The organism is Sulfurovum sp. NBC37-1, from assembly GCF_000010345.1.
Taxonomy (GTDB): domain Bacteria; phylum Campylobacterota; class Campylobacteria; order Campylobacterales; family Sulfurovaceae; genus Sulfurovum.
Genome location: NC_009663.1, coordinates 1,415,530 through 1,441,793 on the forward strand (window position 1 = coordinate 1,415,530; position 26,264 = coordinate 1,441,793).

Below are 26,264 nucleotides of genomic sequence, written 5' to 3' on the forward strand. Positions count from 1 at the left end.
CCATACACAATCAAAGGTGCGTGCATGAAGGGCATTTCCTTCGGGCATTACGCACCCTACGCGACATCCATATATTTTTCATTCCTCACTGCTAGTTACTAGTTGCTTACTGCTCACTCATAATCCCAATAAGGCTCATAAACCGTCCGCTGCACCCCTGCTCTTTCCTGTAGGAGAAGAAAAAGTCCACTTCACAGGCGGTACAGACACCGCTGAGCTCTATATTATTCTCCAAAAGACCGGCTTTCAATAGCTGGTAATGATTGACAGCCGGCAAGTCAAGCCTATACTTCTTCCCTTTTGGCTTCAAGGCTTCGGGGATCTCAAAAAAGTGTTTAGCCACATTTTCACCCACTTCATAACAGCATTTCCCTATGGAAGGGGCGATACCGGCAAGTATGTCGGCGGGCTCCGACCCGTACTCTTCGACCATTTTCTCTACAGTTTTAAAAACGATCTGCGAGCGTGTCCCTTTCCATCCGGCGTGTACGGCCGCCACAATTTTCTTCTTTCTATCGTACAGGAGTATCGGCACACAGTCCGCTGTCAGTATCACCAGCATTACACCGGGAAGATCGGTGATCAGCGCGTCACTGTCGGCGACAGCGTTCTCAAGGGCTTCCCATCCTTTTGTTTTGGGTTCCGTGATCACCGTAATGTGGTCGCTGTGTGTCTGATCGGCAACAACGAAATAGGCCTTTTTGCTCAAGTCGAGCTCCAAGATGATCTTCTGACGATTGGCGACTATCTCATCCAGTGCCTCTCCCGTATGCAGCGCCAGGCTCAACGCATAGGGTTCGTTCGGGTCTTTTTTGGTAACGGCATGCATACATCCGGGCTCATTTGAGAGATTTTTAAAACGGTAAAAATCGATCATTCCTACTATTCCTTCCTTAGAAGCTTTTCGATATAATACCCTAAAAATTGCAGGGTTGCACATGTTTGACTATGACAAACGGATTTTCAAGAACTTTTCCTACCTTCTGATCATTCAGCTGTTACCTCTCTTTTACATCTCCTCCTACCTTATATATGAGATCAATCAGCACCTCTTCCAAAAACAGATGATCTATTACGGTATTGCTGCCGTTGCCTTTGTTGTCGCAGCACTGATCCCATGGAGACGTATACTCTGGTGGTTCGCTCCCCTTTTCTACATCGTGAACCTTGCACTGCTCGTAGCTGTTGAATTTGTAGGGAAGACCATTCTGGGTGCACAAAGATGGATCGAGATCCCCGGTATCGGTATCACCATACAGCCCTCAGAATTCATGAAAGTCAATGTCATCATGATGCTCGCCTATCTCATTTCCAAAAAGCCGCCTCCAAAAAGCGGCTATGGCCTCATAGGCTTCTTCGTTCTGTCACTGGTCATCATCATTCCTTTTGTTGTCATCGCCAAAGAACCGGACCTGGGAACTGCCCTTGTACTGCTCCTTACCGGATACGGCATCCTCTTCATCATCGGTATAGACTGGAAGATCTGGGTGACCATCTTTCTGCTTGGCGGTGCCGCAGCACCCCTGGTCTATGAACACGGCCTGAAGCCCTACCAGAAGAAACGTATCCACGATATGATCAACAAGCCAAGCTATCAGGTACGCCAGGCACTTATCGCCATCGGTTCAGGAGGCATAGAGGGCAAGAGCAAAGAAGAGGCGACACAGACACAGCTCAAGTTTCTGCCTGTCTCATCTACAGACTTTATCTTTGCCTACCTTGGAGAGCGATTTGGCCTTAAGGGCATGGTCACGGTTATTTCCCTCTATATCCTGCTAATCCTCCATCTGCTCTATCTCTCTGCCAAATACAGCAGGGACTATCTCATCAAGACTTTCTCTTCTGGACTGGCCTGGCTCTTTTTCGTCTACATGGGGGTCAATGTCTTCATGATCATAGGACTGGCCCCGGTGGTAGGCCTTCCCCTGCCCATGTTCAGCCACGGAGGGACCTCTTTCATCATTTTTGCCGTAATGTTCGGAATTTTACAGAATTTAATTGCCTTTAAAGACTATAATCGTTATACTTCCGACGCAAAAATCAGCATGCAGCCCAAAGCTGCAAAACAAAAATAACGGGTCTTTAGCTCAGCTGGTTAGAGCACTCGGCTCATAACCGAGTGGTCCGGGGTTCGAGTCCCCGAGGACCCACCACATACTTTTTTCACTACCTCAACCGTATAAGACTTAAGTTTACCTTAAGTATAAAAATTAAGTAGCAATAGGACTATTGTTAAGTTGTATTACAACTTAAATCTCTCTTTGTAACTACACTTTTGGCAAAGTTCTTCTATCGCACTACCCTCTTTGAATCCAGTTATCATATTTTGTGTTCTGCTGCCTGAAAGTATCTCTTTAAGACTTTTTTCTTTCATATCTCCTAATTCAATGATACCGTCACAATCCAGACAGCAAGGTACAACTTTACCGCTTGCTAAAATAGCAATATGCGACTGTAACCCCTGACAGGTACCATCTCCATAGACTTTGTTATTTAGGGAAGGCCATTCAAAATAGTTGTCAAAATGTACTAATATCTTGTTCTCCAGCCGGATCGATCTTGGCTTCTTTCTGTAAATATCACCTATATCAAGCATTACATTAAATGCTTCAGAAAGCTTTCTGAAAAGAGTTTCATTGAAATTACGCTCACTCATCATCTCATCGAGATTCCATACTCTTAAATTAATAAAAAGTTCTTCATTTCTTTCAAGTTTACTGTGACACATATCAAGTATAGGCGCCATATACTGTTCAAATGTCAGTGTTGTATCATTTTTGTTATAACTATTGAGAGAGATATTGATCTGTTTGACACAAGGATGAAACAGCGTATTATACGTATGTTTTTTCAAAAAATATCCACTTGTGGTCAACATCGCTTTCATACCATGCTGATGGATAATATCAAGATAAGCAGAAAGATTTGAAAGGGTTAAAGGATCCCCTACTACATGACAGGCGATCTCTTTTGTATAGGGTTTGAGTTGTAAAATTATAGACTCGAAGAAATCCAGATCCATCTGTATAGAAGGAAGTTCTTTTGTAGGACAGAAAGAACAACTCAGGCCACAAACATTGGTAACCTCAACATAGACACGGTAAAACTTCACTTACGCATACACCTTGAAAGATCCGTAATATTCTTAGCCGCACGTATACATTTCATTCTAGATTCAAGGATAGAAATATTTTCGTCGAACTCATCTAATATTTTATTCTTTTCTTTGGCATCCCATATCTCGATACTTTTCTCATCTTCATTCTCTTTGACCATTTTGGCCTTGAAAATATTTATCTCCTTGATACAGTCATTAGCCTCCAGTTTATCATCCGCTCCATACAGACATTCACGTGCCAGTTTCATACTCTCTAACAACTCAGGAAGTAAGATTTTTTGTTTTTCAAAAATATGTTTTCCTAGACGGTTCAGATATGTCTTTTTCATTTTTTTGACTTTGGCATTTTTTTGCAGCGTAATCTCATTCAGCATCTCCCCTAGCAGTTGTGAAACCTCGGCAGGTCCTTGTTTTTGTTGGATGCTAGTCTTGAAAAGTGCAATCTTCTGTACCGGAAAATCAGGAATGGAACATTTCTGTGTATCTACATCAATATTTTCATTTACAAAAAGAGCTTTTTTTGTATAATAAATACCAAAAAGTTCTTTTTCAACTAGTAACGGTATACCTTTATAGAGACATATACGTACCCCTTCTTTAGCCCAGACTTCACATGTCTTTCCGGCAACCACTTTTTCACCATGCTGGAACATACCATCAGTGATATTTCTAAGTTCTTTACCCTTGGGGATAGGTCTTTCCAAAATGACCATATTTTCATAATTGACATCATATTGCTGTGTTTTATCATGCTTGATACATTTGTTGAATTTTTCTATATCTTGCAAAGTGCCAAAAGTACGCTCTTCTATCTTCTCTTCCAATAAAGCAGTTTTTCCCCACTCTTTGAAACGCAGTTCTCCTTCACCTCGGATCGTCAGATTAAGATCGGGAGTCAATATACCACCACCGTTAATACTGTAGACCACCAATCCAGATTGTAGTTTGAATGTTTGTGTTTGTTCTGCCTCAAGTCCAAACAATAAAGTTGCACTGAGGCAGAACAATAGGACAGTCCTTCCACTCTTGAAAAATCTATACATTACTTTCCCTTTAAATCTGCGACAAGTCTGCATTAAATAAAATATTGTAGCATAAAATTTATTTTTCAGGTTAATAGAATCTATCGTTTCAAACAGCTCTATATTTATCTTAAAGCTTTACTTCCATTTTAAAACCATAAAAGAAAAAGCACCATTACGTTATAATCGCGGCAATATTAAGCGTGGATGCGCTACAAAGAAGGATCGTGATGAGCGAAACAGAAAAAAAAGCGGTATACAACCCCAAAGAGATCGAAGAGAGTTACTACAATATCTGGGAAGACCGCGGATATTTTGAGATAGAGGGCAACAGAGAGATACAGGAAGAGGGAAAGAACTTCTGTATCATGATGCCTCCCCCTAATGTCACCGGGCACCTTCATATCGGACACGGACTGACCTTCACCCTTCAGGACATCATCGTGCGTTACAAGAGAATGGACGGGTTCAAAACACTCTGGCAGCCCGGTACGGACCATGCAGGGATCGCGACACAGAACGTCGTTGAGAAACAGCTCCTGGCAGAAGGGACCACCAAAGAGGAGATAGGACGTGAAGCCTTTCTTAAAAGAGCATGGCAGCAGAAGGACAGTTCAGGCAACGCCATTACCAAACAGTTGAGAAAACTCGGTGTATCACCTGCCTGGAGCCGTGAACGTTTCACGATGGACGAAGGCTTGGCCAATGCCGTCAAAAAATCTTTCAAGCAAATGTACGACAACGGCGATATTGTCCGCGGGAACTACATGATCAACTGGTGTACCCATGACGGTGCCCTCTCCGACATTGAAGTGGAACATGAAGACCATCTCGGGCATCTTTACCACCTCAGATATCCGCTTACGGACGGTTCAGGCTTTGTTATCGTTGCGACCACGCGTCCGGAGACCTATTTTGGAGATACCGCCGTGATGGTCAACCCCAACGATGAACGCTACAAAGACCTTGTTGGAAAGAGCGTAACGCTTCCTCTCATCGGACGTGAAGTAAAGATCATCACCGACGAACATGTCGATATGGAGTTCGGTACGGGGGTCGTAAAGGTTACGCCGGCACATGACCCGAACGATTACGAAGTAGGCAAAAGACATAACCTCGACTTCATCACTATCTTCGATGAGAAAGGTATTCTCAACGAAGAGTGCGGGGAATTTACCGGAATGGAACGTCTTAAGGCAAGAGAACCCATTATGGCAAAACTCGAAGAAGAAGGTTTCGTAGAGAAAGTGGAAGAGCATGCCCATCAAGTCGGCCACTGCTACCGCTGTAAGAACATTGTGGAACCTTACATTTCAAAACAGTGGTTCGTCAAAAAAGAATTCGCCAAAGCATCCATAGAGAAGGTCAACAACGGTGAAGCGGAATTCTTCCCAGCACACTGGATCAACTCCTACAATGCCTGGATGAGTGAACTGCGTGACTGGTGTATCTCCAGACAGCTCTGGTGGGGACACCAGATACCGGTCATGTACTGTAACGACTGCGGTGCAGAGTTTGCCTTTGACGGTGAGACACCGACAAAATGTGTGAAGTGTGGCTCTGAGAACATTCACCAGGACGAAGATGTGCTTGACACCTGGTTCTCTTCAGGACTCTGGCCTTTCTCAACGCTGGGCTGGGGTAACGGTGAAGCCTTCAAAAATGAAAAATGGTTCGAGGAGGATATGAAAGAGTTCTACCCCAACCAGCTTCTTATTACCGGTTTCGACATTCTCTTTTTCTGGGTTGCCAGAATGTTGATGATGGGTGAGAACATTACCGGAGAACTCCCTTTCAAAGACATTTATCTGCATGCGCTGGTCAAAGATGAAAAAGGCGAAAAGATGTCCAAATCCAAAGGGAATGTCATCGATCCGCTTGTCATGATAGAGAAGTACTCTACCGATGCGCTCAGATTTACGCTTGCCGTGCTCGCTGTACAGGGACGCGACATCAAGCTGAGTGAAGAGAAGCTCGAGCAGAGCCGTAACTTCACCAACAAGCTTTTCAATGCAACGAATTACCTGCAACTCAACCAGGACACCTTCGAAGACCTGAAGCAGGAGAACATTCAAACGCCGCTTGGACGCTACATGCTCTCACGTTTCAACCTTGCAGTCAAAGAGACCAGGGACTACATTGACCAGTACCGCTTCAACGATGCGGCAACAACACTCTACCGCTTCATGTGGGGCGAGTTTTGCGACTGGGGCATCGAGCTGAGTAAGGCAAGCAAGGAGAGTGTAGCCGAGCTGGGCAGCATCTTTAAGGAGTCACTGAAACTCCTGCACCCTTTCATGCCCTTCATTACCGAGAACCTTTACCAGAGGCTTTCAGGTACAGAACTTGAAGAGAGCACGTCCATTATGGTCATGCCTTATCCAAAAGTGACCGAGATCGATGAAGAGATCGCCGAACAGTTCAACCTTGCCATAGAAGCGATCGTGTCGGTAAGGCGCTGTAAGACCCTCATCGAAAAAGGCAACCAGAAGATTGAAAAGGCGGCCATCAAGTTCAACAAAGAAGCAGATACAGCCCTGCTCAAACCGTTCATTGAGAAGCTTGGGAAAGTTGAAGAGGTGAGCTTTGTAAATGAAAAACTGCCAAACTGTGTCACTGACGTTTCCGACAGCCTTGAGACGATGATCTCCACGGAAGATATCGATATGTCCGCGATCATCGGCAAACTCACCAAACAGAAAGAGAAGCTTGAAAAAGAGATACAGAAGCTTTCAGGAATGCTCAACAACAAAAAATTCGTCGCCAATGCACCTGAACAGGTCATTGCAGTGAACCGAAAGGCGCTTGAAGAGGCGCAGAACAAAATAGAAAAAGTCAAAGCTGAGCTTCAAGGGTTCGGCGGCTGAGATGACTGCACAGTTACAAGAAGCGTTCAATACACTGAGCGCAAAAGAATACGACAAAGCCTTTGCACTCTACTCTGCCCTGGCCGAGCAGAAAGAGCCGACCTCTTTCTATTACCTCGGATTCCTCTACTTCAGAGGCTTCGGTGTGGATCAGGATTCAAAGAAAGCCTTTGAGAACTACCTTGAAGCCGCCACAAGAGAAGTGCCACTCGCACAGTTCGAAGTGGCGCTGATGCTCGAGAACGGTGAAGGCTGCGAACAGAATTTTTCCGAAGCGGCCTTCTGGTACGAAGAGGCGGCAAAAAGAGGCAACATCGATGCCTTCAACAACCTTGCAGCCATGTTCAAAGAGGGACGCGGTGTCGAACAGGACTATAAAAAAGCCTATGTCCTTTTCAAAAAAGCCGCTATGGCAGGCAATGCCTCTGCACAGTTCAACCTCGGCGCTCTCTACGACATGGGGCTTGGCTGTGAAGAGAATAAGGAAAAAGCCATTGAGTGGTGCCGAAAAGCTTCTTTCCAGGGCCATCAAAAGGCCAAAGAAATCATGATGCGAATGCAGAATGATGGGCAAATCGTTTTTTGATCGGATATTTTTAAAGGTTCCCTTTATTAACTCAGAAACCTTTCTCTAAATTCCGCCTCAGGAAGAGGTGGGCTGATGACGTATCCCTGATAACTTACTGTGTCATCGATCTCTCTGATGAGGTTCTTTTGATAGATATCCTCGATCCCTTCTATGACCACATTATAGTTGAACTGTTTCCCGATACTGATCATGGTACGCATCAATGTGATACTCTCCTCATCACTGACAAGGTCAAACATAAACTCCCTGTCGATCTTCAAGACGGAGAAAGAGAGCTTTTTCAAATAGGAGAGTGACGAATACCCTGTGCCAAAATCATCAATGGCACATTTGATACCGTTTTTCTGCAACTCCTGTATCACATCCTGTGTTATTTCAAAATTATCGATCAGGGAAGTTTCTGTGATCTCTATTTTGATATCGGAACTGTTGACCCCGTATTCATCAAGTTTTCCCAGAAAAGTCCGTGCAAAATTATTTTTCAGCAACTGCTTTGCATTGAGGTTAATGGAAACATATTTTACTTTCCACTTTCCTGTTTCTTTCCACTCTTTTATCTGTCTGCATACCGTATCGAGAACCCACCAGCCCACCTCTACTATGATACCAGACTCAATGGCCACAGGAATGAAGTCTTCAGGCAGGACAAGGCCCTGTTCAGGGTGCTGCCAGCGGATCAGTGCTTCAGCCGCACGTAACGAATCATCTTTTATATTGACAATTGGCTGATAGTAGAGTTCCAGTTCATTGTCACGCAGTGCAGAGATAAGTTCATGCTGCAGATTAAAGATTTTTTTACGTTCAGCATCCAATGCCTTGTTATAATAAGAAATATACTCATGTCCATGTTTTTTTGCCTGGTACATGGAAACATCCGCATGCCTCACGATCTCTTCTATATTATTGAAATTCGGTTCGATGATAACCACACCTATACTGGTTTTTACATGCAGGAGGACATCGTCTATCACGAAAGGTTCATCGAAACTTTTCTGTATTTTTGCTATACACTCTTCAGCCTTTTCTTTTGTTTTTTGCAACTCCTTATCTATGAAAGGTGCAACGATAATGAATTCATCACCTCCCATTCTGGTGAGGTTGTTATGTTCATCCACAAGCAGTTTCAGGCGTTCGGAAACCGCTATGAGAAGTTTGTCTCCGAAAGAATGGCCCAGGGAGTCATTGATGTATTTGAACTGGTTGAGATCCATATAGAAAAGGATGGAATAGTATGTCTGATGCTCTTGTCTTGAGATCATCTTTTCCATGAATGATATAAATCCTCTTCGGTTGTTCAGTGATGTCAGAGAATCATGCGTTGCATAATATTGCAGCTCTTTCAGCGCATTATGCTCTTTTGTCTTATCCTCTATCAGGGTAATACCTCCCACTACATTGTATTCCCTATTGTAAAGAGGTGCACATTTGGCTTCAACCCAGTAGTCAATCTTTTTTATGGAGCGGTAGGGACCAACATAGGTCTGTGTCCCCTCTGTAAGTGCTTTCTTCGAAGGTTCCACGGGACTGCTGTCTGGAAGTTGGCTTAGGCTGATACCTACGATCTCCTCTTTTTTCAGTCTGAAAAGATCAAGAGATGTCTGATTGCAGTCTGTAATGACAAGATCATTATTGTACGTGAATATACCTATGGGAGCCTGTTCGAAAATGAGTGATAGCATTTCCTGCTTACTCTGGAGCTCAGACTGCACCCTTGCGATCTCTTCATTCTTTCTCTCCATCAGAAGATTGATGTCATGGTCACTGAACACGACACTGACCAATGTAATGAAATAGAGTATCAGCAGCAACCCGATAATGATTGAATTCCATGTCTGCAGCAGCAGCATTTCTACGGCAACAGGCACGAGCAGTATCGTAACATGGATAATGGCCATACGGTAGTCCGAAGAGAGAGACAGGACCGCCCCTCCGCTGATACCAATAAGGATCATAAATACAAAAAGCTGATGGTACTCACTGAGCTGGGGTATGGTGATCAGAGCCAAAAGCATCAGCAAAAGAGCTGTTGACCAAGCCTTGACAGCAACCAGTTTATGCCAATGCACCACAGAATGTTTTTTTGGGTTTTTTCTGTACTGATATCCATCATACAAGCGAGATACTGAGAGAGAAAGGATCACGGCATACCACAGATACATTATCTTTCCCATGAACGGGAGCAGCATAAAAAAGAGGATTGTTTCAAGTATGACAAGAGCGATTAGTGTCCCTTGCATGGAGGAAAAAAGATTCTGAAGTACCTCAGGCTTGATTTCCCTGTACGTTTTAAAATACAATAGTTTCTTTATAAAATTCATGTCATATTATACTATAACTCATCTGCTGTTTTGACTATATCGAGTCCAAATTGCTCTCTAAGGGAATGGATGTGACAAGTGAGTGCATGGGCGGAGATATCATCGTTCAGGTCAAGCAAAGAAAGTGTTCTGGCATGATGCATGGTGAAGTTTGATACATTTAGCGTCAGTTTCACTGCACCCTTGCCCGGTAACATCACCTCTTCAAACATGGTGGAAAGTTCACTCTTGAAGAGCTGTTCACTGAAAAGCCTGTTGACCGTTTCACTCTTCTTGGCCCTGATGCCATACTCATAGTTTACCTTGAGGTAGAACGTGGTCGGGTTCACTTCGATCGCCATGACCATGTAGGTAATATGCCTGGCCATGATCATGATCCGCCTTTTGACCTCATGAGGGTCATAGAGCGGGTCGAAGGTTCTGCTGATCCCGATGGACTTTCTCTCCCCCCTGCTTTCAATACCTTCATTGCAGGTACCTGTGACCCTGTGGTAGAGTTGTATGCCTGGCTTTTTCCAGGAGTAAAAGAGCGATTTGTTCCGTTTCACATCTCCCAGTGTTTTGATATATCGGTCTTCCAGGCGTTTCTGGAACCCTCTTCCTATACCTGGAAATGCTTTAATGGGCATATCTTCGATGTAGGCATCGATATCTTTTACTTCATAGACTCCGAAAGGCTTGGCCGATTCTGTAGCGAGCTTCGCGATCCATTTGGCTTTGGATATCCCGATGGATACCGGGATATCGAACCGTTCGATCATTTTGGCTTTCAGCTCCTGGGCAAAGGCGTATACGTTTTCATCTTCTATCCAGCCGCTGACATCGGCAAAGAACTCATCGATACTGAACTGCTCCACCTTGGGCATCTCTTTCATCATAAAGGCATGTATTTGATGAGAAAACCTGTGATAGCGCGGATAGTTGGAAGGGACCACCACCATTTGGGGACACAGCTGCAACGCCTGTGCAATGGGCATCGCCGTCTTGACCCCATACGCCCGTGCCTCGTAACTGGCCGTAGTGATGATACCGCGTATCTTCTCTTTCCCCTCTACCCTGTCTACGAAATAGGAGTCGAATGTCTTTTCCCTGTCACTGTAAAATACCGGTGTCACAAAGGCACCGCTGTTATCGTTCATCAGTCTGATATTGGTACGTTTACGGTTGAATATCTCCAGATTGCTTCGGCTGCCCACAGCCATGGGTATGCCTTTGAGAGAGGAGTCTACCGTCCGTTCAGCTGAAGCAAAAAAACTATCGATATCGATATGCAGGAACATAGATCTTCTTTTTTATTACTATAGCCAAAGAAAGAAGCAGAGAAAGAAAAATATGGCATATTGCCATTTTTTTATAAAGGAGTTCGGGATGCACACTGTCTTTTTTGCAGAAAATGCTTCATCTGTTCTGATGCAATAGGTCTGCTGTAGTAATACCCCTGTATCTTGGTACAGCCGTTCTCGACCAGAAAATCTTTCTGATCATCTGTTTCAACCCCTTCGGCAATGACATCAAGTTTTAGGCTGTTAGCCAGTGCAATGATCGCCTTGACAATAGCTACATCTTCTTCATTCGGAATAAATTCTATGAAAGACTTGTCGATCTTCAAACGGTTGATAGGCAGACGCTTAAGAAGGGAGAGCGATGAGTATCCTGTACCGAAATCATCTATCGATATACCTATACCCATGACACTGAGTTCCTTAAGTCTCTCGATAGTCTCCGTATGGTTTTTCATCACTTGCCCTTCAGGGATCTCCAACTCCAGCCATTTGGGCTTGAAATCAAAATCATCAAGACATGCTGCAATCTCTTCCATAAAATTATGTCCTTCAAGCTGTTTGATGGAAATGTTCAATGCGAGTACATCAGAGACCAATCCCTCCTGATGCCAGGTCGATACCTGCTTCATAGCTGTTCTCATAACCCATTTGTCAATGTCGACGATCAAACCTGTATCTTCAGCCAAAGAAATGAATGCTTCAGGATGGAGCAGACCTCTTGTGGGGTGCTGCCATCTAACCAAGGCTTCAACACCGATAATGCACTCTGCCCTCGCATCAATCTGAGGCTGGTAATGGACACACAGTTCCTCTTTCTCTATTGCTTCCTTTAGACTTGTCTTCATCGCTATACGTTCAAGCGCGTATTCTGTCATCTCGGGTGCATAAAACTCGAAGGTATTACGGCCATTCTCCTTGGCTTTATACATGGCTGTATCAGCATATTTCAGCAGACTCTCTGTATCCATGGCATCCTGCGGATAGAGACTGATACCGATACTCCCTGAAATATACAATGTATATTCGTCAATGTACATAGGCTTTTGCAGGACTAAGAGGATCTTCTCGGCCAAAACAGAAGCATCTTCAGGATGCCCCAGATCTTCCATGATCACTGTAAATTCGTCACCACTCAAACGCGCGAGTGTGTCCTCCTGCCGAATGGTCTCTTTTATGCGTTTTGCCGTAACTCTGAGAACCCTGTCGCCGATACTGTGTCCCAAAGAATCATTGATATGCTTGAATTTATCCAGGTCAATGAAGAAAAGTGCAAAGTCCTTTTCGGATCGCGCTGTCTTTCGAATGCTCTGCTCCAACCTGTCAAAAAAAAGTACGCGATTTGGAAGGCGTGTCAATGCATCGTGGTGTGCCTGGTAACGCAAAATGTTCTTTTGTTCCTGCAATACTGCTTCAGCCTTTTTCTGTTCCGTAATATCATGGATAAGGCTGACGACTTCCGTTGTCTCCCCATTCTGATTCTTTAAAAGCGAGAATGAAAATACGGCATAGAGAGGTTCTCCCGATTTCTTCTGCAAGAACATCTCTCCTTTGTACTCTCCATTCTCCTTTAGCTCGGATATCCATTTTTCATATGCGCTTGTGATATTGTCCGAAAATAGAATAGAGAAATTTTTACCGATTACCTCATCGGCCCGATACTCAAAAAGTATCTCTGAGCCCTTGTTCCAGCTTCTGATAAACCCGTCCATATCAAGCAATATTACCGCATCATGTATCTGTTCCAATACCTGTGCCTGTTGAGAGTACTTAAGCTGAAGTTCTTTCTCTTCGGTAATATCGGTATGCGTACCCACCATCCGTATCGGATTACCCGCTTCATCATAAATGATACGTGCTCTTCCAAGCACCCATATCCAGTGTCCGTCCTTATGTCGCAGACGATGGTTGTTCTCAAATACTTTACGATGTTCCCTGATATGCTTTTTGAGTGACCTCATGACATTTACGATGTCTCGGGGATATGCCAGTTTTTTCCATGTGCTTTCGGCATTGGGCAGTTCATCCTCCCTGTAGCCCAACATCTCTTTCCAGCTTGGAGAAATATAGAGTGTATGGTTCACCATATCCCAATCCAAAATGGATGTTTTACTGCCACAGAGCGCAAGTTCAAAACGCTCTTTGATTTTTTCATCCATCTCAGTTTTTTTTGTAGTTGTCATATCGCTCTTTTTCTATACGTTTATTGTTCAATTATTTTTATATAGAGCCACTTGCAAATTCAACCAATTACAAGTAGCCTGTAGCAAATTTCTAAGTTTAAAAAATATTGCAGGCTGCTATTTCATCAATTTTACTACACTTTTTTGATTTTTATCCTAAAAATCCTATTTCTAAGGCATATACCATGGATAGAAGTCAATTTTTTTGTTCCTGTTTTTATGACTTTCAAATCATCAGATCACAAGCTTCAATGATTGATGAATACAAATAGATAAAACACCAAAGGATAAAACTGAAGCTACCTTTATAATAGCTCCTCTATAGTAAATCTTATCGTACCCATTTGAATTGTTATAGAGATTGAAAGATTTTAATATCTCTTTTTCACTTTTAGCTAAAGTTATCTGCGCTTTAAGTGCTTTGGAGTTTTTAGGATTGATATCAATAATGGGTCTGTGACCATTATTGACAGAGAATATTTTGATGACATTGCTATCATAAGCTGCATCCTGTAAATCATAGAGATAGTTTACTTTTGAACTGGTCTCGTTGATCATCGGCAGAACCAAAGAGCTATCATGTACCGATGCAGATGAGTACATTGCTGTAAGGGGCATATCACCATCTATGATTGTCATATGAAGCTTCCCTCCTGTCCATTTGTATCTATATACCTTGTGCATTCTGCTTGATACCCACATCGCACTGTGTTGAGACAAGCGACAGCATCTCCTGTGTGGTTTGCATTTTTTCCTGTTTTTCTAAAATAGTCGGTTCTTTGGGTGGTGCAACTTCGCCTTTTTTTGGTCGTCCACGTTTACGTTTTGGCTTCGTATCTTTGCTCTTCTCTTTTTTAGCAGGTTTTTCTCTTAGTTCTATAGCTGTTGAATCGGTACTGCCATAAAAAAGAGTACATCACTGAGATATTTCTCTATAAACATATCCTGAGCTTTGCTGGCAATGCATTGCTTTGAGAATTCATCAAATACACGGCTGAATTTTGACTCACTGGGTAGCTTGGTATGATATCGCCATCCACACAGCATGCGTAGTGTCTTATCCACTTCGAGTCTCTCTATTAGAGCTCTGGTTGTTTGAAAGTTATAGACAGATTTAGCGACAAAGGCTCTTGCCATGCCCTGAAAGAAATGCCCTTGGGGTGCTCTTCTCTGTCTTTAGGAGAATTGGTAATCTGTACCGTAGATACAAATGTTTCTATTTCTGCAAAATCCAGGATCTTCATTAATTTTTCTTCTTTGGAACTCAATAGACCAAAAGTCTCTTGAAGTTGAGGAAAAAGGTTCTGTTCCAGATTAAGGACTTTAAGCCACATTTTTGATGTGGTAAAGGTATAATCTCTTTCATAGCTGACTCTTTTTTCTGTTAGATTTTTGTCGTAAAAAATTATAACTTCTTGAAATCAGAATCAGCTTTTTTACTGCGTTAAAACTTTAATAATCAGCTTTTTGTGGGAATCTGCAAGTGGCTAATATTTATTCTTTTTTATTTTTATTCACACAGTTCTTTTTTAATAATGGGAAGAAGCTTTTTTTCTATGAGCTCGTAGGTCTTAGCGTACTCCTCATCAGCTTTTCCGCTTGGGTCTTCAAAACCGACATGGATCGTTTTGACCGCTTTGGGGAACATCGGGCAGGTCTCTTTGGCTGCGTCGCATACGGTCACCACAAGATCGAACGGTGTATCGAGTACTGTCTCTATGACCTTGGAGTGGTACTCGTCTCTCCACTCTCCTTTGGACTCCAGAAGCGCTTTGGCATGGGGATTCACCTTCCCGCTTGCTTTGACACCCGAACTCTGTGCCTCAACACAATCACCGAGTTTTGCGTTGATCATCGCTTCAGCCATAATGGAACGGCAGCTGTTCCCTGTACATAAGATCAGTACCTTTTTTTTATTGTTCATATTTTACATTCTCCTGTTTGTGATAGTTTTTTTAGTGGCGGCAGCTCTATGTCGAGATGACGAATCTCTTCAAGGGCTTCCAACCTGAACCTGTCAAGCGGTGAACGGATGGAATAATACGCCCACGTCCCCTTGCGATCCACACGTAAAAAGCCTGCCTCTTTTAAGATTTTCAGATGTCGGGAGAGGCGTGACTGTATCATGTCAAGCGAGGCTTGAAGGTCACAGACACATAATTCTCCATAGGTATCAAAAAAACGCAACAGAAGCACACGTGTTTCATCATTTAGAGCTGAAACCGTCTTTAAAAAATCTTCCATATCCATACTGCCTTTTTTACTTTTTATGCAGAAGTGTAGCATAATATTTCTAATATATCAAGATATCTTGATTTAATGCAATAATTCTGTTATACTTCACCAAAAATAATACTTATTCAAAATAAAAGGATATTCATGATACTCGCAATGAGCCTCTTTCTGGTGACACTTCTCTTTGTCATCTGGCAACCCAGAGGACTTCAAATAGGAACAACTGCAGTGATCGGTGCTGTCGTGGCACTGCTGCTGGGTGTCGTCAGTTTCGATGACGTCATTATCGTAACCGACATCGTCTGGGATGCCACGCTTGCGTTCATCGGTATTATCATCCTCTCCCTGGTACTCGACGAGATCGGATTTTTTGAATGGGCAGCCATCAAGATGGCAAAGCTCAGCGGCGGAAGCGGGAACAAGATGTTCGTTTACATCCTTTTGCTCGGTGCCATCGTTGCAGCCTTCTTCGCCAACGACGGTGCGGCGCTCATCCTGACCCCCATCCTGCTGGCCAAGATGAAGTATCTCAAAATGAAGCCGCTGCCCATCTTCGCCTTTTTGATGGCGGGCGGGTTCATCGGTGACTCAGCGTCCAACCCGCTGGTCATCTCCAACCTTACCAACATCGTCACTGCCGGCTACTTCGACATCGGTTTCGTAGAGTATGCCAAGAACATGTTTCTGCCGAATCTCCTGAGTATTGTTGCCTCTATCGCTGTACTCTGGTTCTATTTCAGAAAAGATATTCCTTTAACAGTCGATGTCAATCAGCTCCCTGAAGCCTCTTCGGTCATCAAGAACCGGACCATGTTCAAGCTCAGTTGGTTCTTCCTTGCCTTCCTGATGGTTGGGTATTTCATCGGTGACCATTACCACCTGCCTGTCTCCGTCTTCGCCCTGGGCGGTGCACTTGTCTTTCTCACCATTGCAAACCACCATAAGGCGACCAAGCCCATTATGACCATCAAAGCGGCACCATGGCAGGTGGTCTGGTTCAGTATCGGGCTCTATATCGTCGTGTATGGACTCAAAAATGCAGGCCTGACGGATGAAGTGGCTGCCTGGATAGAAATGCTAAGACATCAGGGAGAAACTACAGCGATCATCGGGACAGGTTTCCTCTCCGCAGTCATCTCTTCGATCATGAACAATATGCCGACCATCATGATCATGGACATCGCCATCGATAAGGTGGGATATGTGGGTAACGAAGCACTGGTCTACGCTAACATCCTCGGCTCCAACCTCGGACCTAAAATGACGCCTATCGGATCACTCGCCACCCTGCTCTGGCTACATGTACTGGCACAAAAAGGTGTCAAGATCGGCTGGGGAGAGTATATGAAAGTAGGACTGGTCATTACACCGCCTGTCCTTCTTGTGGCACTTTTGGGGTTACTGTAGGGTACCTCTAAAGCATCTATTTTAAAATAACATTATCTTGGCAAGCCCCAAAAAGACAAAAAAACCGATCGCATCGGTCGCCGTTGTCAGCAGCAGGGGCGAGGCAATGGCAGGATCAATATCAAAATGTTTGAAAGTAAGCGGCAAAAGGGAACCAAGCAATCCTGCGATCGAAAGGTTGATAATGATTGCAAGTCCTATGACGACTCCCAGCATGGGAATCTGAAACCAGAAATAAGCTACTGTCCCCACTATCAGACCGATAATAACACCGTTGATCACCCCAATGTAAATCTCTTTGGCAAGAATCTCTTTGGCATATTGCCATGACGTCTCTCCCAATGCCAGACGGCGTACGGTAACCGTAACAGCCTGGTTGCCCACATTGCCTCCCAGCGCCGCAATGACCGGCATCATTACGGCCAAAACCACGATCTGCTCGATGGTCTCCCTGAAAAAATTGACGACTGAAGCTGCAATGAGAATAGCTCCGAGGTTTATGAATATCCACTTCAGTCTGTGTCTTTGTGCACTCTGCAGACTCTCTTCTTCGGCTTCCTGCTTTGTACCGCTCATTTTAAACGCCTGCGCCTCTTCTTCTGCAAATATCAGATCGTAAATATCGTCAAAAACGATACATCCCTGTAATCTGTTTTCGCTATCGACCACTGCGACCATAGCCAGATCGAATTCCCGAAACAGCTTTGTTACTTCCGTAATGAGAGTATGATCCCGAACAGACAGAGGCTTGTGAGAGGGGAGTGCATCTATGACTTCTGCCAGGGTCTTCTCATCTTCAAAAAGCAGCAGATCACTGAAGTGGACGGTGGCGACCAAATGTCCTTCTTTGTCGGTAACAAAGAGTTTGATGAGAGGCATTTCCGCTTTATGTTTTTTGAAAACCCTGAGTTTCTCTTTGATCTCAGCAATATGTTCATCTGTGGTAGCCCACAGCAGTTCAGTCTGCATGTAAGCACCTGCTTCATCCGAACGATATTGTGAAAGACGGCTTATCTGTTCCTGTTGATTTGGGTGTAAAAGAGGATAGATCGCCTCTTTGACCTGTGGTTCGACTCTCTCCAGTCTCTGTATAAAATCTGTCGCTTTATCACTTTCCAGATAGGAGATCACATCGGCCAGCTTTTTGTGCGGAAGCATACTGACCGCTTCTTTGAAAAGCGAGAGAGGAAGTGCCAGGATCACTTCTGCAAGGAGATCTTTTGGCACTTTGGAGAGATTGGTAAAGAAGAGACCATAATCCTGATAGGCAAGCTCCAGAAGCATTCTGGCAAGGCTGTCCGATGCAACATGATTACTTTGCAAAAGTGTTTCAAATTGTTGAACTGCGGGTATATTTTCCGACATGAATGATCCCTTTACCTTGATGGGAAAGTATACCCTATTTTTCAATCACGTATAGTTTTTCGCTACATACTATCTATCTGATATTCGAAATGAACTACCCCGCTGCAAGTAACGGGGAAATTTTTCAGATTATAACTTACTCCCAAAATTTAAATCAGCTTTTTGTAGAAATCTGCAAGTGGTTCTATGGTAAACTTTTACAGCAAGAAGTGTAAAATGGCAAAAATCCTGAATGAGGGAGGATGTATAGTAAGTTTTTTATGTGCAAACTGAACAAGAAAATAATGATAAATATATGAGAGACAGAACTTGAAAGAACTTAATTATAATATTAAATTTATAGATAAAAAAAGATACTTACTAGCAAAAAAATCTTCAACAAAAACCATACTCTTTCTCTATACAAAATATGGGTGGGACAAGGCTCTAAACAATAAAATCAAAGATTATGAAGCATTTTTTTACATCTTTGGCTCCATTGATCCAAAGTGCTTTGACTTTATTGTCCCTTTGACAATCGAGGCCGAGGAATACATTGCCACTCATAGAAATTTGTTTCCTAAGAAGTCATACTCAATACCTTCTAAATTCTGTATTAATACTTGCAATAATAAAAGAAAATTTTATAATTATTTGGCAAAAAATGGCTTTGTAGAATATTTTCCAAAAATAAATAGTAATTTTGATTATCCATATCTTCTCAGAAAAGAGATTGGGGTTAATGGTAAAAATATTTATATTATTGAAAATCAAAATATGGAAATGGCATATAAGGCTAAGTTTGCTTCAAAAAATTATTTTACTCAGGAATATATTCATGGGCAAGATGAGTATACAGCCCATATAATTTCTACCAATAATAAGATTATTTTTTTCAAAGTATTAAAATTTACCTTTCAAGAAAAATATTTTATTAAAGGCAAAAAGTATTGTTTTAATTCCAAAAAAGAAATAAACCATAATGAATATAAACCAATTTTTGAAGATATTTTATCTACCATGAATTATGAAGGAATATGTTGTTTTAATTATAAAGTTATAAATAAGAGTATAAAAATTTTTGAGATCAATCCGAGACCCGGAAGAACTCTTAAATATTTTATCAATGAAGCATTGGCTTCTTATGTTGATTCAATAGTAGAATATTAACTCTAAAATTATACAAAGTCCCAAGCCTCCGACTCTGCCGAAGGCTTGGGACCAGGAGACATTCAAAGCGGTCTAACCGCCTAAGGGTGACACCTAAAACAGTGCTAATTTATCAATCTTTTGATCTTCCGTCATATGTACGCTCTAATCTTAGCTTCATCTCTTCTGACTTTTGAAACATGATAGCCTCTTGCCCAGAAGTTTTGTCCTGTAAAGTTTTTTCTTCTTCCTAATATATATTCGTGCTATCGTTATTACACTTTTTCCTTTAATGAATCTGACAGCTTGTGTTACAGAATATTTCGATGGTATCGAAATAAGTATATGCACGTGGTCGCTCACTAAGAATCTGCAGAACTCACCATTCTCAAACATAAATTTTGTTGTAATCTCAAAGATTATAGTAATTGTAGGAAAGAAATTTTCACAAAAAATTGTCCGGATTTTTCAGGGAATTATCCACAAAGCAATCAATTATGCACACGCCAATAAATTGCAGGAACAACTTGAAGTTGAAGTAAAAATTCTGATGCAAAAAGCCAATGAAGAAGATAACACTGAAGAGAATGACGGCATGGATATTCCCGAAGAGATCTGCAGAAGAGAGTATCATATCTCTGTGATCAAAGAAGCCAAAACAAAAATAGAGCAGCGAGCTAAAGCGTATTACAGGCGAGTATCTGGATAAGATGGAGAAACGTAAAGCCAAAGAGGAAAAAAACAAGTAAAAGACCAAGAGGCAAAACACCTAAACCTCCTACCAAAGATATCAAAGATAAAGATCACATCAATTTGACAGATAAAAAGTCCCGTATTATGAAAACTTCACGAGGAGGATTTATATAGTGCTGCAATGCACAAACTTCAATCAAATACGAGTTAAGACTCATACTCCATCATCATGTCACTCAAAATACCAATGACTAATTAGAGATTGCTCCCACACTCCAATGGTTTGACAGATATCCTGGATTCATACCACCTTTGATTGTGACAGATGCAGGATATTTCAGTGAATCAAATATCACACTGTATGAAAAAAATAAGGTAACACCTTATATTTCATTTAGCAAAGAACAGCATAATCAGCCGCTTGAAGAGAGAAAAAGAAAAACAGAATCTATAAAAACCTCAATCCAAACTGATAGACCAATACACTCACCGCATAGGCTACAAGTGGCAAAAGAGCAGTTTCAAATAGCATCCATCGCATCCCGAGCTCTGTTTTGATCGCTGCCATCGTAGAGACACAGGGGATATAGAGCAAAATGAAGACCAGATAGCTGAATGCAGCCAGTGGAGAGGCAAACTGCTTCCGGAGTTTCTGCTGCAGTGTACTGGGTTGTACATTGTTTAAACTTTCAATGTGAATATTGAACATGTGTAAAAAAGCATTTACAAAGGCTTCTTTCAAAGCTTTGAGCTGCATGATCGTATCTTCTTTGAACGTACTTCTGGTCATTTCATTTTTTATTTCCACACCGTAGATCGTCCCCAGTGAACTTATTACTACCTCTTTGGCAAGTGTCCCGGGGATCATGGCAGCTACAGGTTCCCAATGTTCTCCGAACCCTGCCGGCTTAAAGACCGGTGTAACCAATTTAGCCGTTTGTGCCAGATATGAGTTATGAGGATCGGTCCCTACAGGAAGTTTGATGATACCCCACAAAATGATCGAAGCCATGACGATCACCGTCCCTGCCCGCACAATGAAATCTTTGAGTTTCGGCCACATCAGAACCCAGACAGCTTTCATATTTGGCATATGATAAGTCGGCAGTTCCAGAAAAAAAGGTTTGCCCTCTTCCGAAGGCAGAATGAGATTGGCGATCCAGCCCAAAAAGAGTGCAACAATGATCCCGAGAAGATAGAGTGACATAATCACCAACACCTGATGTGCCTGAAAAAAGATCGCCGTAAAAAGTGCATAGATCGGCAGTCTGGCACTGCAGCTCATCAGGGGGATCATCAGGATGGTCACGATGCGTTCCCGTTTCGTCGTAAGTGTACGTGTGGCATAAACGGCGGGTACATTGCACCCAAAACCGATGATCATGGAGATAAAGGCATTGCCTTTGATACCCAGTGTCCTGCCTGCACGGTCAAGCAGGAAACTGACCCGTGCCATATAGCCGCTCTCTTCCAGCATTGCCATAAAAAAGTAGAGCAGGAACAGAAGCGGCAAAAAGGAAAGCACCAGCCCCACACCGCTCACGATACCGTCTGTGAGCAGTGACACGACCCAGGGCGGCACTGAATCCTGAAGGCTCAGCGAAATGTATTTGTTCAGAAAGTCCTGAAAAAAGTTCGAAACCCATGTCACCAGAGAGCCGCTGCCGTCAAAGGTCAGTTTGAACATCAGCATCATAATGAGAAAGAACAAAGGGATCCCCAGCCACTTGTGTAAAAGAACGGCATCGATCTTTTCGCTTAGCAGTACTTTGTCCAGGATCGGTTTTTTCAGAACGATCTCCAGCAAACGGTCTATAACCTCATATCTGGCACGCGTAATGATCGTTTTAACCGGAAGCTTCATGTGGGTTTCAAGCCTGCTTCTAGCCTTTGCCGCTTTCTCTATGAGTTCCTTGTCTTTTAAGGTCTCAGCCAAAGCATGGGCATAAGGATCGTCCGCGATCAGCTGTATCGCGAAAAACCGGGGTGACAGACCGGTCTGAGGCATTGCATGCATCAAAAAAGCGATCTCTTTTTCAATATGCTCCTGATAAGGCTGAATATGAGGAACAGTCTGTTCCTTCACTGCGGCAATGGCAGCATCGATCAGTTTTTGCGTACCCAGTCCTCTGGAGGCGATCGTCGGTATGGCCGGTATGCCCAGGATCTCCTGTAATTTTTCGGTGTCGAGTTCATACCCCCGTTTGGTGAAATCATCGAACATATTGAGTGCCAGGACCATAGGTCTCTGCATATCGATCAGTTCGAGAGTGAGGTAGAGATTACGGCGGAGGTTGGTCGTATCGACGACATCGATGATGCCCTCATACCTCCCTTCTGCCAGCATATTCCTGCTGATCTTCTCTTCCAGTGAATAGGGGCTGAGCGTATAGGCTCCGGGGAGATCGACCAATACGACCTCCTCTCCCTCATAGGTAAATTTCGCTTCTTTCTTCTCTACGGTAACTCCGGGCCAGTTGCCTACTTCAAGGTCACTCTTCGCCACCGCATTGATAAGGGCTGTTTTGCCGGTATTGGGATTGCCCACAAAGGGAATACGTATCATGAAAGTCCTTTTCTTTCACGCTTTCTCAGCTGGGATATAGCTTCAACTTCTATCTTTTGGGCATCCTCATCGCGCAGTGCCAGATGTTCATCTCCTACACGTATCTCTATGGGGTCCCCCATAGGTGCGATCCGTACGACCTGAACAGGCTCACCACACAGTACACCCAGCTCCATCAAACGGTTTTTTAATTCTCCTATATCTCCGATAGATTTAATGATCGCCTTCTGCTTGGGACGGAGTTCACTGAGTTTCACTGATGCCCCTTTTTATCATCGAATCTGTCTGCGATGACCCCCTGCAGCCAGGCGCCCAACACTACATAGAAAGTGTAGACCAGCGTAAAGGCCCAGCCGAAGTAGCTTATCATAAGCGGGATCCACGGGATCTTGATGGCCCGGGCATAGACGAAGGCGACCACGAGACCGTCTCTTGCCCCCTGCTCTCTGAGGTTCTGAAGCAAGGGGTACCAGACGTAACCCGGCCCGTGGCTCAATATGCCTCCCACCAGTGCCAGCAGCCAGCCTTTGGCACCGCTCTCCTCTCCCAAATGTTTCGAAATGGCTTTTTCATCGATGAAGGTGCCCAGCAGCGCCATGATAAAAAAGACGATCAGCAGAATGGGGATGATCATCTCCAGTACACCCAGGCTCTCACCGAGTGCATCCATGGTTTTGTCTGGCTTCAGAAAGAAGAGTACAGCATACAGAATGACAACGATACCGAGCATGACCAGTCCGCTTTTGCTTTTTTTCATGACAGTACTCCCAGTGTAAATGCTATGGCCCAGGAGAGAAAAAAAGCGAACAGTAGGCTCAAAAGGTTTCTTATCAGGGTAAACCTGAGGCCGAAGATGGAAAATTCCATAGGCAGTTGCACCACTCCCAGTGTCACAAAAGCGAGGATGAACGCCGTCACCCCGTAAAAGGAGGCCCCTTCGTCCAGAAGTTCCCCGCCGATGATGTAGCTCAGGAACGGCTGCCCCACAGACACACCGCCCAATCCTACACCCACAAGCATATCGTGCAGCATGGATCCGTTAAAAAGGGTATGGAGCATTTCAGGAGTGATGAATGCCTTGAATACCCCTATAAGCCCGATGATCGCAAGAAGCATGGGGGAGATCATTAAAAGTGTTTTGAGCGTCTGTTTCAGTGCAGTTTTTAGTTTTATCCGCATCACACACCTTCAAAAAGTAGATATGCTATTATTTCCCTAACTTGCTGATAGATGGTTGAAGCAATTGATATTTGGTTGATAATAAAAAGATATAATGCAGCAATACAGAAAAAGGTAAGCCATGCAAAGGAAAATACTGCTGCTTGAAGATGATCTTCAGCTGAACGATACAGTCAAACAGTTCCTTGAACACCACCAGTATACTGTTCTGCCTGCCTATGACGGCCATCAGGCAAAAGATCTGCTTTATGAGACCGATGTCGACCTGATGCTGCTTGACATCAAAGTGCCGCAGCAAAGTGGATTTGACCTTCTCTCTGATTTGCGAAAGGAAGGGAACGACACGCCCGCCATTTTCATTACCTCCCTTCACAGTATCGACGATGTCAGCAAAGGGTTCGACATAGGCTGTGACGACTACATTCGCAAGCCCTTTGCCCTGAAAGAACTCCTTGTCCGCATAGAAGCCCAACTCAGAAAGCGCTACGGTAGCAGAGACAACCATGTCGATCTGGGTAACGGTCTCAATTATTATCCCAAAGAGTTCAGACTGGCATTGGACGGCAATACTATTCCACTAAAACATAAAGAAGCCAAACTGCTTGCGCTCCTGCTCGAACATCCCAATCAGCTTGTCGTCTATGACAAGATCCATGCCGCACTCTGGGAGTTCGATGAAGAACCAAGTGCCGGCTCACTGCGCACCTACATCAAAACACTGCGTTCTCATCTGGGAAAAGATCGTATTGAAACAGTCAAAAATATAGGATACCGCTTTGTATCGAAGTGAAAGAAGAAGCCTTTTTCGTTTTCTGGCGATCTATCTGCTCTCAACGCTGATACTCTTTACGATCGGAAGTGCCATTTTCTACACCCTCGAAAAACACCACCTTCTAGACAGGCAGCGAGAAGCGATGAAGCATGAAGGAGAGAAAATACAGCATCAGCTTATCCGTCTTCACAAAAGCTTTGAAGCAAAACTTCCCATCCGCGTAAAAGAGCCCTACAAGATCGCACTGCTCGACAAAGATCATAACATTATTTTTTCCAACTTTACGCCTCCAAAGAATATTGATCTCAGGCAGGAGTATCACCTGGTCGACGGGCATATACTCTACATCAAACCCGTTGACCCCTATTATCTCGGTGCCGCCTACCTTCTGCTTTGGACACCGGTTGACAGAACAGCCATATCCCATCTGCAAAACATGATACTTCTTTTCATGCTGGGAGCAGGAGTATTTTTTCTGCTGCTGGGCTACTTTCTGGGACGGCTCTTCATAGCGCCCATGCGTGAATCCATTGAAACCATGAACCGCTTCATCCAGGATACGACCCATGAGCTCAACACCCCCGTCAGCACCATCCTGACCAATCTTGAGCTCATCCAGACCCTGCACAAATGCGATGCACAAGAGGAGATGCAGCGTATCGAGATCGCATCAAAGACCCTGAGCCGCATCTACGATGACCTAACCTACCTGAAGCTCAACCATCAGTACCACCGCGATATACAGCCTATCGATATCTCCAAACTCCTCAAAGAGAGGCTGTCCTACTTTTCTGTCGCCATCACGGCAAAGAAGCTCACTCTGCATACTGCCATAGAAGAGAGTGTTATACTTCATATCGACCAGGATGACGCCATCCGGCTCCTTGACAATCTTATTTCAAATGCCATCAAATACAACAGGACCGGCGGCAGTATGGAGATACGCTTAAACCCTGAATATCTCGTCATCAAAGACAGCGGTATCGGCATCGCCAAGAGAGAACTCACTACGATCCACAAACGCTTCAAACGTGCCGACAGCAGCGAAGGTGGCTTCGGTATTGGACTCGATATCGTCTATCAGGTAGTAAAGACTTATGGCTTCGATATAACGATAGATTCACAAAGAAACACAGGAACTGAGGTTAGCGTCAGATGGGAAAAATAGTATGGATTTTTTTGGCAGTGTTTGTTGCACTGGGTGCCGGTGAGAACATAACGGACAAAGCACTGCACGAAGCGTGTCTTCAGTGTCATAGTAAGCAGAAGATCCCTTCCGAGATGATCTACCGCCGCTATCTGCTCACATACTCTTCCAAAACATTGATCAGGGAAAAAATATTTGCGTTTCTAAAAGCGCCTTCTACCGAAACATCGATCATGCCGGCTCCGTTTTTTAACAAGTTTTCTCTCAAGAAAGCATCAAAACTTGACGATGAAAGGTTGCATCGCATGATCGACGATTACATCAAACATTTCGATGTTGACCAAAAGATCTACGTTGTGCCGGAGAAATCCAAATAATTGATATCTGCTTCACAT

24 protein-coding genes, 1 tRNA gene and 1 pseudogene are annotated in these 26,264 nt (G+C 43.6%); 10 read left to right on the forward strand and 16 right to left on the reverse strand.

Going from position 1 to position 26,264, the window contains the following annotated elements:
- Positions 1-106: 106 nt before the first annotated feature.
- Positions 107-877 (reverse strand): peptidoglycan editing factor PgeF, encoded by a 771-nt coding sequence (gene pgeF / locus SUN_RS07090; RefSeq protein ID WP_011981057.1) that lies wholly within the window; start codon positions 875-877, stop codon positions 107-109.
- Positions 878-938: 61 nt separating this feature from the next.
- Between pgeF and SUN_RS07095 the strand changes: the two genes are divergently transcribed.
- Together SUN_RS07095 and SUN_RS07100 are read left to right on the forward strand one after the other, a co-directional pair.
- Entirely contained in the window at positions 939-2,075 is a 1,137-nt protein-coding gene (locus SUN_RS07095) for an FtsW/RodA/SpoVE family cell cycle protein (protein ID WP_011981058.1), read from the forward strand.
- 1 nt (position 2,076) lies between these two features.
- Positions 2,077-2,153, forward strand: a tRNA-Ile gene (locus tag SUN_RS07100).
- Positions 2,154-2,242: 89 nt separating this feature from the next.
- On the opposite strand, the gene SUN_RS07105 is transcribed toward SUN_RS07100, so the two are convergent.
- Both SUN_RS07105 and SUN_RS07110 read right to left on the reverse strand, forming a co-directional pair.
- Positions 2,243-3,112 carry a radical SAM/SPASM domain-containing protein gene (locus SUN_RS07105; protein WP_011981059.1) on the reverse strand — a complete coding sequence of 290 codons (870 nt, stop codon included), beginning with the start codon at positions 3,110-3,112 and terminating at the stop codon, positions 2,243-2,245.
- Complete coding sequence (locus tag SUN_RS07110; protein WP_148154681.1) at positions 3,109-4,161, reverse strand: hypothetical protein; 1,053 nt, start codon at positions 4,159-4,161, stop codon at positions 3,109-3,111. Before SUN_RS07110 ends, SUN_RS07105 begins: the two co-directional genes overlap by 4 nt.
- Positions 4,162-4,370: 209 nt before the next feature.
- Here SUN_RS07110 and SUN_RS07115 point away from each other — a divergent pair, with 209 nt between their 5' ends.
- Together SUN_RS07115 and SUN_RS07120 are read left to right on the forward strand one after the other, a co-directional pair.
- Positions 4,371-7,007 carry a valine--tRNA ligase gene (locus SUN_RS07115; protein WP_011981061.1) on the forward strand — a complete coding sequence of 879 codons (2,637 nt, stop codon included), beginning with the start codon at positions 4,371-4,373 and terminating at the stop codon, positions 7,005-7,007.
- 1 nt (position 7,008) lies between these two features.
- Entirely contained in the window at positions 7,009-7,593 is a 585-nt protein-coding gene (locus SUN_RS07120) for a tetratricopeptide repeat protein (protein ID WP_011981062.1), read from the forward strand.
- Positions 7,594-7,619: 26 nt separating this feature from the next.
- Here SUN_RS07120 and SUN_RS07125 read toward each other — a convergent pair whose 3' ends face one another.
- The 7 genes from SUN_RS07125 to SUN_RS07155 all read right to left on the reverse strand — a co-directional run bounded on the left by SUN_RS07125 (position 7,620) and on the right by SUN_RS07155 (position 15,621).
- Positions 7,620-9,914 carry a putative bifunctional diguanylate cyclase/phosphodiesterase gene (locus SUN_RS07125; RefSeq protein WP_083760429.1) on the reverse strand — a complete coding sequence of 765 codons (2,295 nt, stop codon included), beginning with the start codon at positions 9,912-9,914 and terminating at the stop codon, positions 7,620-7,622.
- Positions 9,915-9,925: 11 nt separating this feature from the next.
- On the reverse strand, positions 9,926-11,194 hold the full coding sequence (locus tag SUN_RS07130) for a Y-family DNA polymerase (RefSeq protein ID WP_011981064.1): 1,269 nt from the start codon (positions 11,192-11,194) through the stop codon (positions 9,926-9,928).
- A 71-nt stretch (positions 11,195-11,265) separates the two neighbouring features.
- Positions 11,266-13,377 carry a bifunctional diguanylate cyclase/phosphodiesterase gene (locus tag SUN_RS07135; protein ID WP_011981065.1) on the reverse strand — a complete coding sequence of 704 codons (2,112 nt, stop codon included), beginning with the start codon at positions 13,375-13,377 and terminating at the stop codon, positions 11,266-11,268.
- Positions 13,378-13,611: 234 nt separating this feature from the next.
- Positions 13,612-14,016: a hypothetical protein gene (locus SUN_RS07140; RefSeq protein WP_041672717.1), complete on the reverse strand. Its 405-nt coding sequence runs from the start codon at positions 14,014-14,016 to the stop codon at positions 13,612-13,614.
- A gap of 440 nt (positions 14,017-14,456) precedes the next feature.
- On the reverse strand, positions 14,457-14,711 hold the full coding sequence (locus SUN_RS13640) for a hypothetical protein (protein ID WP_041672718.1): 255 nt from the start codon (positions 14,709-14,711) through the stop codon (positions 14,457-14,459).
- Positions 14,712-14,887: 176 nt separating this feature from the next.
- The gene (locus SUN_RS07150) at positions 14,888-15,301 is read right to left on the reverse strand and encodes an arsenate reductase ArsC (protein WP_011981066.1); all 414 of its coding nucleotides are present in this window, start codon (positions 15,299-15,301) and stop codon (positions 14,888-14,890) included.
- Positions 15,298-15,621 (reverse strand): ArsR/SmtB family transcription factor, encoded by a 324-nt coding sequence (locus SUN_RS07155; protein WP_041672719.1) that lies wholly within the window; start codon positions 15,619-15,621, stop codon positions 15,298-15,300. The genes SUN_RS07150 and SUN_RS07155 overlap by 4 nt, the downstream gene beginning before the upstream one ends.
- Positions 15,622-15,756: 135 nt before the next feature.
- Between SUN_RS07155 and SUN_RS07160 the strand changes: the two genes are divergently transcribed.
- On the forward strand, positions 15,757-17,019 hold the full coding sequence (locus tag SUN_RS07160; protein WP_011981068.1) for an arsenic transporter: 1,263 nt from the start codon (positions 15,757-15,759) through the stop codon (positions 17,017-17,019).
- 21 nt (positions 17,020-17,040) lie between these two features.
- Here the strand turns inward: SUN_RS07160 and SUN_RS07165 are convergent, their stop codons facing one another.
- Positions 17,041-18,384 carry a magnesium transporter gene (locus SUN_RS07165; protein WP_011981069.1) on the reverse strand — a complete coding sequence of 448 codons (1,344 nt, stop codon included), beginning with the start codon at positions 18,382-18,384 and terminating at the stop codon, positions 17,041-17,043.
- Positions 18,385-18,693: 309 nt separating this feature from the next.
- On the opposite strand from SUN_RS07165, the gene SUN_RS07170 reads away from it, so the two are divergent.
- Entirely contained in the window at positions 18,694-19,533 is an 840-nt protein-coding gene (locus SUN_RS07170; protein ID WP_011981070.1) for an ATP-grasp domain-containing protein, read from the forward strand.
- Between the two features lie 93 nt (positions 19,534-19,626).
- Here the strand turns inward: SUN_RS07170 and SUN_RS13365 are convergent.
- Positions 19,627-19,878, reverse strand: a pseudogene (locus tag SUN_RS13365) (transposase); the annotation flags it as partial.
- Positions 19,879-20,026: 148 nt separating this feature from the next.
- Here SUN_RS13365 and SUN_RS13370 point away from each other — a divergent pair.
- A complete protein-coding gene (locus SUN_RS13370) occupies positions 20,027-20,221 on the forward strand; it encodes a hypothetical protein (protein ID WP_083760437.1) in 195 nt (64 codons plus the stop codon).
- Between the two features lie 432 nt (positions 20,222-20,653).
- On the opposite strand, the gene feoB is transcribed toward SUN_RS13370, so the two are convergent.
- From feoB to SUN_RS07195, 4 genes are read right to left on the reverse strand one after another with little or no spacing between them, the layout of a single operon-like run.
- The gene (gene feoB / locus SUN_RS07180; protein WP_011981071.1) at positions 20,654-22,771 is read right to left on the reverse strand and encodes a ferrous iron transport protein B; all 2,118 of its coding nucleotides are present in this window, start codon (positions 22,769-22,771) and stop codon (positions 20,654-20,656) included.
- On the reverse strand, positions 22,768-23,028 hold the full coding sequence (locus SUN_RS07185; RefSeq protein ID WP_011981072.1) for a FeoA family protein: 261 nt from the start codon (positions 23,026-23,028) through the stop codon (positions 22,768-22,770). The genes feoB and SUN_RS07185 overlap by 4 nt, the downstream gene beginning before the upstream one ends.
- The gene (locus SUN_RS07190; protein ID WP_011981073.1) at positions 23,025-23,528 is read right to left on the reverse strand and encodes a permease; all 504 of its coding nucleotides are present in this window, start codon (positions 23,526-23,528) and stop codon (positions 23,025-23,027) included. Before SUN_RS07190 ends, SUN_RS07185 begins: the two co-directional genes overlap by 4 nt.
- Positions 23,525-23,950: a hypothetical protein gene (locus SUN_RS07195; protein WP_011981074.1), complete on the reverse strand. Its 426-nt coding sequence runs from the start codon at positions 23,948-23,950 to the stop codon at positions 23,525-23,527. Before SUN_RS07195 ends, SUN_RS07190 begins: the two co-directional genes overlap by 4 nt.
- 121 nt (positions 23,951-24,071) lie before the next feature.
- On the opposite strand from SUN_RS07195, the gene SUN_RS07200 reads away from it, so the two are divergent.
- From SUN_RS07200 to SUN_RS07210, 3 genes are read left to right on the forward strand one after another with little or no spacing between them, the layout of a single operon-like run.
- Positions 24,072-24,740 (forward strand): response regulator transcription factor, encoded by a 669-nt coding sequence (locus SUN_RS07200; RefSeq protein ID WP_011981075.1) that lies wholly within the window; start codon positions 24,072-24,074, stop codon positions 24,738-24,740.
- Positions 24,727-25,890: a sensor histidine kinase gene (locus SUN_RS07205; RefSeq protein WP_011981076.1), complete on the forward strand. Its 1,164-nt coding sequence runs from the start codon at positions 24,727-24,729 to the stop codon at positions 25,888-25,890. Before SUN_RS07200 ends, SUN_RS07205 begins: the two co-directional genes overlap by 14 nt.
- On the forward strand, positions 25,878-26,246 hold the full coding sequence (locus SUN_RS07210) for a hypothetical protein (RefSeq protein WP_011981077.1): 369 nt from the start codon (positions 25,878-25,880) through the stop codon (positions 26,244-26,246). The genes SUN_RS07205 and SUN_RS07210 overlap by 13 nt, the downstream gene beginning before the upstream one ends.
- Positions 26,247-26,264: the final 18 nt, after the last annotated feature.